Consider the following 13563-nt stretch of genomic DNA (forward strand, 5'->3'; position numbering starts at 1 on the left):
ATTATGTAGATTATAAATATTTTTAATAGTATACTATATATCAAGAGGATTTTATATGAGTATATTTACTATTGAACTTCTCGGACCACCTATTTTTAAAATTGATTATAAAGAAATTTCTTTCTCTCGAAAGAAAGCTATAGCTTTATTAACTTATATAATATGCAACAATAGAACTTTTTATAGAGAAGAAATTGCTGAGTTTTTATGGCCAGAAGTGACCCCTTCAAAATCGTTAAGTTCACTAAGAACAGTAATCTCAGAAATAAAAAAGAAAATTAACAATGAAATATTCATTACTGAAAATAATAAAATATTTATTGATAGAACAAATCTATCATGTGACTATCTAATCTTTAAAGACTTATTATCTTCTCAACATACTATATGGCAAAAGAAAAAAGCAGCAGAATTATGGAAAGGTGGGTTTTTAAAAGGTTTTTATTTAAAAAATTCATCATCCTTTTATGATTGGCAAATTCAAGAAGAGCAAAATATTTTATTAAATTATAAAAAACTATTGAAACAACTTTATGAGAATGAAATTCAAGAAAAAAATTATTCTTCAGCTTTAAATTACGCTAATCAAAGCTTAGTTTTAGATAACTTTGATGAAGAGACTCATAGAGCAATAATATATATACACGCTTTAAATGGAAACAGACAACTAGCACTTAATCAATTTGAACATTGTAAAAAAATAATTAATGAGGAATTTAATTCTTCGCTTGAAAATGAGACTCTTTTATTACTCGAAAAGATAAAAAAAGGAACCATAAAAAGACAATCCTCACTTATGATAAATGAAGCTACGGATTATAGGTTAGCTATACTTCCTTTCACTATCAATAATATATTTGATGAAAACAATTTACTGTTCTTAGACATGATTTTGGAAAGTTTAGAAGATTATTTTGCTAAGTTTAGTCATATAAAAACAATATCTCGTACATCTACATTAACATATAAAAATGAAAAAAAAAGAATATCAATTATTTCTCGTGAATTAAATACAAATTATATTATTGAAGGATGTATGGGAAAAATAAATAATACAATAATCATAAAAAGTAGATTAATTGACCCAATAAAAGATATAATTATAAAAGCTAACAGCATAAATATATTTTCTTTTAAAAATGAAGACCCATCAAATATTGCTCAAGTAATTGGAAGTCAATATCTTCCTTGCTTAAATATTAATTCAAAAAAAATAATAAATATAAATTCTAAATTTAATAAAGGAAAATCTAATTCCATATCTAACAAACTTAAGTTACAAGCACAATATTTATTAAGAATTAACAATGAAGAAAACTGTATAAAAGCAATAAAAATGTACAAAAAAGCAGTTAATTATAATGAAAAAGATGCAGAAGCTTGGGCAGGCTTAGCAAAAACACTTCTCATGAAAGGAGATAAAGAAATTTGCTGTCCAAATCAAATGAATTTTCTAAATGAAGCTGAAAGAGCTGCAAAAAAAGCTCTTGATCTTAATAAAGATGAGCCAACAGCCTTAAATGTTTTTGGTAAAATTAAAATATTAACTGAATGGAATTTTAAAGAGGCAGAAGCTTTATATATTAAATCACTTCAAATCATGCCTAATAATTATCAAACTCTACTAGATTATTCAGAATTATGTATATTGACTAACAATTATACTAAATCTAAAAAACTATCAGATATGGCTTTTGAAATAAATCCAATAAGTCATCAAAATTTTAAAATAAAATTTTGGCTTTATTTAGTAAATAAAGAATATAAAAAAGCAAAAAAAGAAGTTAAACAGCAATTCATACTATACCCAAATCCAGCATTAGAAAATATTATGTATTCATATATCTATTTAATTGAAAATAAAATAGATAAAGCTATTAAAAAGATAGAAAAAGTTGAAGGAAATATCCCTCTTTCATGGCAAAATGCACTACATGGTTCACTAGGGTATGCGTACTCTCAAATTAATAAACCTAAGAAAGCTTATCAAGAAATTGAAATTTTATTGAACAATACTAATACAGCTGCCCTTCCAAACCTTCCCATAGCATTAACATATATTGGATTAAAAGAATATGACAAGGCTCTCATTTGGATAGAAAAATCTATTTTATGCCATGATCATGCATTATTCTTTCTTTGTGTTAATCCATTATTTGCACCACTTAATTCTCTTGAAAAATTAAAAACAATCTTACAACAAACAAATATTAAGCCTATAACAAATTATTAACTTTGTTATGCATTTTGTAACAATATTTGTAACATTAGTGTATTATCCTAATATTAATATTTACATACATTAGTTAATATTAGGAGGTATAATATGACAAGAATGAAAAAAGAAATTCTACTAATTTTGTTCATATTTTCTGTAATTTCAATAGGAAGTTTTGCAAACTCTAGCTGTAATTATAATGATCATACAACAGATTTATGTAACTGTCCTTCTTGTATAAATCAAGGAGAAGTTGATATTCATAATGTTGGAGATTTTTTTGCATTCTTTGATAATAAGGTTGGAAACCTTTACGATAACGATTTTGATTTATCCGCATCTGAATATGATATCTATAACAATAAACTAAAAACAAATGGAATAGTTGAACTTAATTTAAGAAAATTAAAAAGAGAAAAACCATATGTGTATGATACTGAGGGAGAAGTAACTTTAAACATAGCGGGTAAAAAACAATTATTAGAAATGGAAAAACTTGATTATGTATTCGATGAAAAAAACCAAAGACATTGCTATAGATTAAAATGTAATTTAGCCAAAGAGGATGATAAAAATCCTGTTTATATCCTTGGATATGAATGTGGAGATTCTTGTACTAATCTAATTGGAAGCATATCATTTTTCACACCATCTGATACAATAGATTTAAATTATGCTTTTTCAATTGCAGGAAGAAATGAGTTCGAATCAGAAAGTCATCTAAAACAAATAGCTAGATTAAGCACTTATTAAAATACCAATCAAGCTCAGAATTAATATATTCTGAGCTTGATGTACTAAAATAATAAAGATTATAAATGAGGTTTAACACCTTTATCCATATATACAACCCAAGAACAAATATTAGTAATATGATCTCCAACTCTTTCAAGTTCAATAACTAAATAATAATAATTATGCATATTTTGTCTAAGTTTTATATTATCAAAAGGGCCACTTTCTAAAATTAATTGCTTTAATTCTTCTCTTTTTTCATCAATTTCATCATCTCTTAATGCTACCTTTTTAGCAGCTTCTGCATCAATATCTATTAAAGCATCAATTGCACTTCTAAACATATCGGCAGCTATATTAGACATATCAATTATCCCATTAATAATTTTTGCTTCTCTTTCATCATTACAGAAACAATCAGACCCCACTAATTTAGCTAAATGGGCAGCATGATCCCCCATTCTTTCTAAGCTAGTTGCCATTTTTAATCCTGCAATAACTTGTCGCATATAATGCCCATAGGGAGCTTCACTAATTAACAATCTAACTGCATCACTTTCAATCATATCTCTAAGTTGATTAATAAAATAATCTTCTTTTATTACAGTATCAGCTAATTTAATATCTTTGTTTTCCATAGCTATAGTAGATTTTTGAATTGCTTGTTCTACACGAGTTACCATTTGTAACAACAGCTCTCTAAAAAAATTTATTTTTTCATCTATTTGATGTGTTTGTTTAATATTCATTTTTACCCCTTTAATTTTAACCAAATTTACCTGAAATATAATCTTCAGTTCTTTTATCTTTTGGATTTAAAAATATATCACTAGTTTCACCGGATTCTACTAAAAAACCTCTTCTATCTTCATCAATTAAAAAGAATGAAGTAACATCAGATACTCTAGAAGCTTGTTGCATATTATGTGTTACAACAATTATTGTATAATCTTTTTTTAACTCTATCATTAATTCTTCTATTTTAGCGGTTGAAATAGGGTCTAAAGCACTAGTTGGTTCATCCATTAATATCACATCAGGATTAACGGCTAATGTTCTAGCTAAACATAATCTTTGCTGTTGTCCACCTGATAATCCTAAGGCACTTGTATGTAATCTATCCTTTACTTCATCCCATAATGCAGCTTGCTTTAATGATTTTTCAACAACATTATATAGTTCACTTTTCTTATATTTTTTATACAATTTTGGGCCATATGCTATATTATCAAAGATAGTCATTGGAAATGGATTAGGTTTTTGAAAAACCATTCCAACTCTTCTTCTTAATTCTAATATATCCATATCTTTATAAATATTTTTACCTTCAAATAGAATATCACCTTTAATTGAAACACTATCAATTAAATCATTCATTCTATCTAAAACTCTCAAGAATGTACTTTTCCCACACCCAGATGGTCCAATAAATGCAGTAATTGAATTTTTTTCAATTTCCATATTTACTTTTTTCAAGGCTTGGTGTTCTCCATACCATAAATCTAAGTCTTTAACTTTAAATAACGGTTCATTCATCTATTTTATTTCCTTTTTCATAATTATCTTAGTAATTGAATTAATTATTAAAACTAATACTATTAATACCAGTGCTGAAGCAAAAGCATCATCAATTGAACCACCTTCTGTGATTATTAAATATATATGTTGGGCTAAAACTCTCGATGAACTTTTCAGATTTGTGGCAAAAGAAGTTGAAGATCCAATTGTAAATATTAAAGCAGCTGTTTCACCTAAAGCTCTACCTATTGCTAAAACAATGCCTGTTGTAATTCCTCTTGAAGCACTTGGTAAAACTATTTTAAATATAGTTTCTATTTTTGTTGCACCTAACCCTCTACTTGCTTCAATTAAGGAAGGACTTACTGTTCTAATTGCCTCTTCACTTGTTCTTAAAATTGTAGGCAATATCATGATAGATATTGTTAAGACACCACTAATTAATGAAAAACCTAATCCCATTAATTGTACAAAAACCAATAAACCAAATAATCCAAAAATAATTGAAGGGACTGCTGCTAATAAATCTATTCCTGTTTTTATTATTGAAGTTAATCTACCTTTTTTTGCATATTGAACTAGGTAAACAGCTCCGGCTACAGAAATAGGGGTTGCTATAATTATTGTTAATATCACCATCAATAAGGTATTAAATATTATGCTTAATATTCCACCATATTTACCTTCATCTTCACTTTCAGATAATAAATAATTTAGCTTAAGATTTTGCCCAGATACCTCATGAAAAACATTTAAAGATTTTATTTGTAATCCTTTATCAATTGCGCTTTGATACATAGGAGCTTGAACTAACATAATAGCACCTTTTGTGTTTTCTACTTTTTCAAGTGTATTTACAATTACTACATCTAAGTTTGGTCCATCTAATTCACTCCAATTAGAGGTTTTCCCTTCAAGCAAATTATTAACTTCTTCAACTTTTAAGTTTCCTATTTTTTTATTTTCATAAAGAGCTGTTACTTCAGGATTAACAGCAAGAATTAAATCACTAATTTCTACTTTTGAAAAACCTTTTATCTCTGTATTCTTATCAGTAATTAAGATTGATCCATCATAATTCTTAATTTCCTTTACTGCTTTATTATCCTTGATTAATTTAGAACTCTCGATAGTGTTTATATAATCTTGAGACAAATCTTCTTCACCTATATGCAAATAACTTTGTAAATAATCACTCTGATTAGAATCAATATATAAGTTAATATCTCTATTTACACTACTCACTTTTCTAAGAGAATAAACTTTACCTTGTACTATTTTTCTTAAAGTAAAATAATCTAATTCATCTAAATTAGCATCTTTGCTCGCATAAACATTAAATGGCAACTCTAAATTAACACTATCAGTTACTTCTCTTTCTACTAAGTTACTAGAATACAACCCTCTATAAACTAAGTAAGATAACATTAATGCTAAAATTAAAATTGTCAAAATTGATAAACTTTGAATAACTGTTAATGCAATTTTATTTGTATTTTTTCTATCCATTATTCTCCATTCCCGACTTTACTCTTGTTTGATATATAGACAACTATGAAATTCAATAATAAAATAAATATGAATAATAACATTGCAGTTGCAAATAAAGCAGAGAGATGAGTACCTTCTGCATAACTCATATCAGTTATAATATTCATAGTTAAAGTTCTTCCCATATCTGTTGGATACTTTGCAAATACTGCAGCATTACCACCCACTAATAAAACAGCTGTGGTTTCACCAATAGCTCTACCCAAAGCTAAGATAATTGATGTAACAATACCCTTTGCTGCTGAGGGAACAACAACTTTATATATTGTTTGCCATTTTGTAGCACCCATTGCTACCGAAGCTTTTCTTAATGCATCAGGAACAGCTCTTATTGAAACTTCACTTATATTTATAATTGTTGGAAGAATCATAATTGATAGAATAATACTTGCAGATAATAGACTATAACCATTGCCACCAAATGTATTACGTACAAAAGGTACTACAATAGCTATACCAAACAAACCATAAATTATAGATGGAATACCTGCTAATAATTCAATTGTATTTCTAATTACTTTTGATAATTTACCTTTCGCAAATTCACTTAAAAATATTGCAGTTGATAAACCAATTGGAACAGCTATAAGGATAGCTATTATTACTACTTCAAAACTTGCGAGAATAAATGATGCAATTCCATAACTTGGGATAGCTGCTGAAGGAGACCAATCTAAAGAAAATAAAAATTCTGTTAAACTAACTTCAGAGAAAAAAGGTATTCCTTGATTAATAATATATAAAGTAATTGCAATGACTGCTGTTATTGATACTAAAGCACAAAGTAGTAAAACTATTTTACTACTTTGCTCAATAACTTTACGTCTTTTGTTATTGTTAATTTTTCTTGTCATATATTTAATTTACTGAGATGAATTCACTTTCTTCTACGATTGCTTGACCCTTTCTTGATAAAATAAAATCAATAAAGTCTTTTTCAACTGTACCTTCTTTAGGTTCACCGATAGTTACTACATATAATGATCTACTAATTGGATAAGATTTATTTATAACATTTTCTGGTTTTGGCTCTACACCATCAATACTTAAAATTTTGCCACCTGCATTAGTGATTATGTTATTAAAAGCCATTCCAATATATCCAATAGAACCAGGAGTTGAAGCTATTTTTGTAGCTACTTCACCATTTTCTTTAGCAATAATAGCATTCTTAGTAGGTTCTTTTCCTTGAGACTCTAATACTATTTCATTAAAAGACCCATAAGTGCCTGAAGTTTCATCTCTTTCAATTAATTCAATTTTAACATCTTTACCACCAACTTCACTCCAGTTAGTAATTTCACCACTAAAAATTGCTGCTAATTGAGCCAATGATAAGTTACTAATATTAACAGATGCATTAACACCTACTGATAAGCCATCTAAAGCAATAGTTGTAGGAACACAATTTTTTTCAAGTTCACTTGCTTTTAAATCTCTAGAAGATCCTGACAAACTTAATGTTCCAGCTAATAATTGCTTAATACCTGTTGAAGAACCAAGTGTCTCATATCCAACGTTAATTGAAGGATTTTCTTTTTCAAATTCTGGAATAATTGATTTAACAATTGGAGCAACAGTTGAAGAACCACCAAATGTATAATATGTTACTGAGACTGTTTCCTCTTCACTTGAACCTGATGCAAAAATCGATAAACTAGCCATTGCTACCATTAATAATATGAATATTTTTTTCATTTTAAATATCTCCTATCTTTGATTTAGAAGATACATAATAGATGTTAGCAAATTTATAACAAATTGTTAAAAAAGTGTTAGATTTACTTTTTTTTCAAGTTTTTTTTCTTTATAAAGCCTCAATAACAAACTTTTTTTAATTCTTTTCCTTAATGTATTTTTAACATTTGATTTAAATTTAATGCTATTTGAGACTAATAAGTAAACTCTTTGGAGAAATTTATTCATCAAATATAACCAAACAAAATTATGAATATTTGATTAATGATATACAACATTCGACCAACTAGGCAAAATGAGTTTTTATATAGTAAATAGTTAACAGTTATTTTTTTTATTTCGGGAGGAACTATTGCATAGTGTAGGTATTGATGTATAAAAAAGTGTAAATGTTACTTTTTATTGTACTAAGGAAGAATAATTTAATAAAATCTTCCATATTGGTATTACTTTTATTATTTTATCTTCCATTACAATTTCAGCTTCTTCATCGTGAGTTATAATGAATAATTTATTACAATTTTTGAACTTAGAAAAATCAATCAATGCTTTTGTTTCTCTTTTTTTTGTTTCTTCACTACTAAGTGAATAACAAACTTGGATAGCAATATTCTTTTCTGGTATATAAAAATCTATTTCATAAGAATTATTATTAAAAAAGAAAATCGATTCATTTTCACAATTCTGAATCAAATAAATGGCAACTAAATTTTCTAATAATGCTGGAGTTTGATTTATTAAAAAAAGGTTTAATAATCCCGTATCATAAAAATAATATTTAGGATTTTTTATTTTTTCACTAAATTTTGAATCAATATTATTTATTGTAAATAACAAAAAAGAATCTTTTAACATTTCTATATATTGAATAATTGTAGCTTTTCCAACTTTTACTTCTAAACTTTTAATCAGATTTGTTAATCTTGTAAAAGAAAGAGAGCTTCTAATTGTTTCAGCAATTTTACTTGGAATATATTTTAAAGCATAAATATTGTTAATATCATTTCTTAAAGCAATATCACCTAGATAAATTTTTTGGAAGATATTATTTAAATAATTTCGTTTTGCTTTTATATTAACAATTTCTGGCAATCCACCATAATTCAAATACTCATTAAATTGATTAATAATAATAGCTTTTTTTTCTGTAGAATATATATCAGTGCTATTATAAGTAATTTTTTTTGCTTTTAAAAATTCATCAAAATTATAAGGGAATACTTCATGAATTAAGAATCTTCCTCCTAATGTTGTTGCAATTTCTTTACTCAACATTTTTGCATTGCTACCTGTTATATATAATTGATATTTTGAATCAACCATTCTTCTAGCAAATTTTTCCCATCCATCAACAATTTGAATTTCATCTAAAAATAGAATTGGTTTCTTATTATAAAGTTGATAGTGAGCTTCTATCAAATTATTAAAATCATCAACTTTAAAATTTAATAATCTTTCATCTTCGAAATTAATTAATAAAATAGAATCCCATTGTTTTCCCTCTTCTATTAATTCATGAATTCTTTGATATAATAAATAAGATTTACCAACTCGTCTTAATCCAACAAAAACATAAGGCATATTATCTTCAAGTGTAACATTTCTTTTATAGTAATCTATCGATTTTACAAGTTCTATATTTTCAATAAGGATTTGTTTAAGTAACTCTTTATCTACCATATTACACCTCCAAAATGCTCTGTGTACAAAACAATATTAACATTATTGTGTTTTGCATGCAATACAAAAATTAGCAATTATTGTTCTATTAATGGAACAATAATCAAATGTCATATATTTTTAAAGGTTTATCAAATTATCCTATTTACCTGAAACCGTATAAAACACAAAATATTTAAAAGATATTCTTACTTCATTCAATATAATGGGAGATACTGTAAAAATAGAAATAAGTAAAATAAATAGACAATATTAAATCCTTACAAAAAAATTCACCTAATATATAACAAAAAATTAGCTATATTTATCAATTAAAAAATTTATACTAATTTAGGTTAATATCAAATATATATTTTTTCAGCAGATTTTCTATCTAAATACCAAGAAACTGAATTATCTTGTTTAATATAAGAAGTAGGTAAGTCTTTATATTTTTTTTCAAGAACCTCATAAACTTTATTAGCTTTAGATTCTCCAAAAACCAAAAAATCTATTGCTTTAGCATTATTAATTACACTTTTAGTTAAAGTTAATCTTTTTTGATGGGAATATGGATTTTCTGTTTTTATAATTATTTCATTCGAAGATAAAGCTGCTATATTATCAGGGAACAAAGAAGCGGTATGTCCATCATTTCCTAAGCCTAATATAACTAAATCAAATTGAGGGAATCTACCTTTTCTTTTAACTAAACTTTTTATTGTTGTTTCTATTTCTAAAATAGTCTCATCTCTATTATTCTTTTTATACATAGGAAACACTTTGTTTATATCAATAATATTAGTTTTTATTAATATATTATAAAAATTACCAAAATTAGATTCAGGATCTTCTTTTTCAACATACCTTTCATCAACCCAAAAGAAGTTAATATTATTAAAATTCTCTTTTTGAAAATGATCTCTCATTATTTCAAAAAGCAGAATAGGAGAGGAACCTCCAGAAATTGCAATATTAGCAAGTCCTTTAGTATTAATTAATTTAAATTTCTCTGCGATATTATAGCAAGCATCAAACTTATCATCATATATCAATATATTTACTTTTTTATAACTCACAATATTTACCATCACTTAAATTCTTGCATGGAAATCTCCATTTATGAGATTTTTCAGCTAATTTATTTTCTACATATTGAGGTCCCCAACTTCTAGAAGGATATCCATATAATGGAATATCTGGATATTCTTGCCATGCATCTAATATAGGTTGAACATATTTCCAAGTATATTCTATTGCATCATTTCTTTGATAAAGGGTTGGATCATTTTCAACACAATCATACAATAATCTTTCATATGCTTCTGGAATATCTTTTTCTTTTAATGAATCATAATGGAAATCCATACTTATTGGCTGGACCTTAAAACCTGCCCCTGGGACTTTCATTTGGAAACTTGCCAATATACCTGCATCTGGTTGGATTCTAATTACTAATTTATTATTTTCTTGTATATATTCCTCATTATCTTTAAAAATGGTATGAGGATTAGCTTTAAAATGGATTACAACTTCAGTAACACTCGTTGCTAAAGCTTTACCGGTTTTTATATAAAAAGGAATTTCACTCCATCTCCAATTGTCTATAAAACATTTCATTGCCACATAAGTTTCTGTTTTCGAATCTTTAGCTATATTATTTTCATCTCTATAAGCCTTAAACTTTTCACCTAGATACTCTGATTCAACATATTGGCCTCTTACTACTAAATCAGAAACTTGTTCTTTTTTTATAGGCCTAAGTGATTGGAATACTTTCACCATCTCATCTCTTAAAGCTTTTGCACTTGTATCAACAGGAGCTTCCATCGCAATTAATCCTAAAACTTGTAAAAGATGATTTTGAACCATATCTCTTAATGCTCCAGATTTATCATAATACCCCGCTCTAGTTCCTACCGATAATGATTCAGCTGATGTTATTTCAACAAAATCAATAAAATTTCTATTCCATAAAGGCTCAAATATCCCATTAGCAAACCTTGTTACTAAAATATTTTGAACAGTTTCTTTCCCTAAATAATGATCTATTCTAAAAATCTGGGATTCCTCAAAAAACTTATGTAATTCATTATTTAAACTAATTGCACTTTCTAAATCACGTCCAAAAGGTTTTTCAATAATTACTCTTCTAAATCCATTTTTTTCTTTCGTTAATCCAACTTTAAATAAATTATTTGCAACCGTGCAATATAAATCTGGGGATATTGCAAAATAAAATATGAAGTTTTGAAATTCATACTTTTCACTTAAAAAAGATGATAGTTTATGATAATCATCACTTTTTTCTAAATCCATTTTAAAATAATTTATATTTGAATTGAAATCTTGAATTCTTTCATGATTATAATTTTTATTAATTAAAGAATTTCTTACTCTTTCTCTATATAATTTATCATCTATATCCCTTCTACCAATTGCTAAAATGTTAAAAGGTTTATCAAACAATTTCTTTTTATATAACTTAAATAATGAAGGTAATAACTTTCGCTGTGATAAATCACCACTTGCACCAAATATTATAAAGGTAAATGCCCCTTTCATAGCCCCTCCTTATACATCGTAATTAGTAGATGAGGTATTTCCACCTTTTCTAGTCCAATTTGTATGAATATAACTCATCGAATCATCATCATTTCTTTGATAAGTATGAGCTCCAAAATAATCTCTCTGAGCTTGAATTAGATTAGTTGGTAAATTATCACTAATATAACTATCAAAATATGAGAGAGCTGCACTTAATGCTGGTGTTGCAACACCATTTGTTATTGCTAAAGATATTATATTTCTTAAACCTTTATGATTATTTAAAATAATATTTTTAAAATAAGAATTAAGCAACAAATTATTTAATTTAGGGTTTTCTAAAAAAGCTTCACTAATATTATTTAAAAAAGAAGATCTAATAATACATCCCCCTCTCCACATTAATGCTATTTCACTTAAGTCTAAATTCCAATTATTATCATCAGACGCTTTTTTTATCAGAGAGAAGCCTTGAGCATAAGAAATGATTTTTGATACAAAAAGTGCAGAATATAAATCACTAATGATACTATCATTTATTAAAATTGGTGAATAAGAAATTTTAGAATATTCACTTTTAGCTTCTTGTCTTTCTTTTAAATTACTACTATTTATTCTAGCAAAAACAGCTTCAGTAATTAGTGATAAATCCACGCCCTTATCTAAAGCTTCAATAACAGTCCACTTTCCAGTTCCTTTTTGACCAGCTACATCTAATATTTTTTCAACTAACGGTGTTGAATCTGCATCATTAAAATTAAGAATATCACTAGTAATTTCTATTAAATAGGAATTCAATTCTTTTTCATTCCATTTGTTAAATATAGAATGCATTTTAGGATAAGAAAGATTAAATACTTTTCTCATAATATCATATATTTCGCTAATTAGCTCCATATCACCATATTCAATTCCATTATGAACCATTTTTACAAAATGTCCGGAACCTTGAGGCCCTATCCAATTACAACAAACCTCATTTTCATTAACTTTAGCACTAATATTTTGAAAAATTGGTCTTATTTTTTCCCAAGCTTCTATATTTCCACCAGGCATGATTGAAGGACCATTTAATGCTCCTTCTTCACCACCAGAAACACCAGCTCCAACATATAACACATTTAAAGAATTAACAAAACTCATTCTTCTATTTGTATCTTTATAATTTGAATTACCACCATCAATAATAATATCATTTTCATCAAGATAAGGCAGTAAAGCTTCAATAGTTTTATCAACAGCTTCCCCGGCTCTTACCATCATCATTATTTTTCTTGGCTTTTCAACATTATCAACTAATTCTTTTATTGAATATGAAGGAATAATATTTTTATCTTTTGCCCTAGAATTTATAAAGTCGTCTATTTTCTTATGAGTTCTATTATATACAGCTACACTATATCCTTTACTTTCCATATTTAGAACGAGATTTTCTCCCATAACTGCTAATCCAATTAAACCAATCGAAGCTTTTTTCATATTAGTCCTCCATCAAACTTATGAATATATTAAGAAAATAATTCAAAAGAGATAAAAACAAAGTGATTAAATCACTAACAATTGTAAATCAACTAAGATCAGAATAAAAGGGCTATATAATAAAGCTCAATAATATACTTTTTATTTTAGAAGATGTT

Annotated in this window: 11 protein-coding genes; 2 read left to right on the forward strand and 9 right to left on the reverse strand. The window is 26.6% G+C overall.

Going from position 1 to position 13563, the window contains the following annotated elements; genetic code table 11:
* Positions 1 to 55 precede the first annotated feature (55 nt).
* Together ACPKM0_RS00675 and ACPKM0_RS00680 are read left to right on the forward strand one after the other, a co-directional pair.
* A complete protein-coding gene (locus tag ACPKM0_RS00675) occupies positions 56 to 2233 on the forward strand; it encodes a BTAD domain-containing putative transcriptional regulator (RefSeq protein WP_472472872.1) in 2178 nt (725 codons plus the stop codon).
* A gap of 93 nt (positions 2234 to 2326) precedes the next feature.
* Positions 2327 to 2971: a hypothetical protein gene (locus tag ACPKM0_RS00680; RefSeq protein ID WP_472472873.1), complete on the forward strand. Its 645-nt coding sequence runs from the start codon at positions 2327 to 2329 to the stop codon at positions 2969 to 2971.
* Positions 2972 to 3030: 59 nt separating this feature from the next.
* On the opposite strand, the gene phoU is transcribed toward ACPKM0_RS00680, so the two are convergent.
* The 9 genes from phoU to gnd all read right to left on the reverse strand — a co-directional run bounded on the left by phoU (position 3031) and on the right by gnd (position 13405).
* Positions 3031 to 3702 (reverse strand): phosphate signaling complex protein PhoU, encoded by a 672-nt coding sequence (gene phoU, locus ACPKM0_RS00685; protein WP_472472874.1) that lies wholly within the window; start codon positions 3700 to 3702, stop codon positions 3031 to 3033.
* A gap of 16 nt (positions 3703 to 3718) precedes the next feature.
* The gene (pstB, locus tag ACPKM0_RS00690) at positions 3719 to 4489 is read right to left on the reverse strand and encodes a phosphate ABC transporter ATP-binding protein PstB (protein ID WP_472472875.1); all 771 of its coding nucleotides are present in this window, start codon (positions 4487 to 4489) and stop codon (positions 3719 to 3721) included.
* Positions 4490 to 5980 (reverse strand): phosphate ABC transporter permease PstA, encoded by a 1491-nt coding sequence (gene pstA, locus ACPKM0_RS00695; RefSeq protein ID WP_472472876.1) that lies wholly within the window; start codon positions 5978 to 5980, stop codon positions 4490 to 4492.
* A complete protein-coding gene (pstC, locus tag ACPKM0_RS00700; RefSeq protein WP_472472877.1) occupies positions 5980 to 6876 on the reverse strand; it encodes a phosphate ABC transporter permease subunit PstC in 897 nt (298 codons plus the stop codon). The genes pstA and pstC overlap by 1 nt, the downstream gene beginning before the upstream one ends.
* 4 nt (positions 6877 to 6880) lie before the next feature.
* Complete coding sequence (locus ACPKM0_RS00705; protein ID WP_472472878.1) at positions 6881 to 7720, reverse strand: phosphate ABC transporter substrate-binding protein; 840 nt, start codon at positions 7718 to 7720, stop codon at positions 6881 to 6883.
* 399 nt (positions 7721 to 8119) lie between these two features.
* A complete protein-coding gene (locus ACPKM0_RS00710) occupies positions 8120 to 9400 on the reverse strand; it encodes an ATP-binding protein (protein WP_472472879.1) in 1281 nt (426 codons plus the stop codon).
* Between the two features lie 341 nt (positions 9401 to 9741).
* Positions 9742 to 10458, reverse strand: coding sequence for a 6-phosphogluconolactonase (gene pgl, locus ACPKM0_RS00715; protein WP_472472880.1), 717 nt, complete (start codon positions 10456 to 10458; stop codon positions 9742 to 9744).
* Positions 10448 to 11944 carry a glucose-6-phosphate dehydrogenase gene (zwf, locus tag ACPKM0_RS00720; RefSeq protein WP_472472881.1) on the reverse strand — a complete coding sequence of 499 codons (1497 nt, stop codon included), beginning with the start codon at positions 11942 to 11944 and terminating at the stop codon, positions 10448 to 10450. The genes pgl and zwf overlap by 11 nt, the downstream gene beginning before the upstream one ends.
* Positions 11945 to 11953: 9 nt before the next feature.
* Complete coding sequence (gnd, locus tag ACPKM0_RS00725; protein WP_472472882.1) at positions 11954 to 13405, reverse strand: decarboxylating NADP(+)-dependent phosphogluconate dehydrogenase; 1452 nt, start codon at positions 13403 to 13405, stop codon at positions 11954 to 11956.
* Positions 13406 to 13563 lie beyond the last annotated feature (158 nt).

This window comes from Pleomorphochaeta sp., assembly GCF_050031695.1.
GTDB lineage: Bacteria > Spirochaetota > Spirochaetia > Sphaerochaetales > Sphaerochaetaceae > Pleomorphochaeta.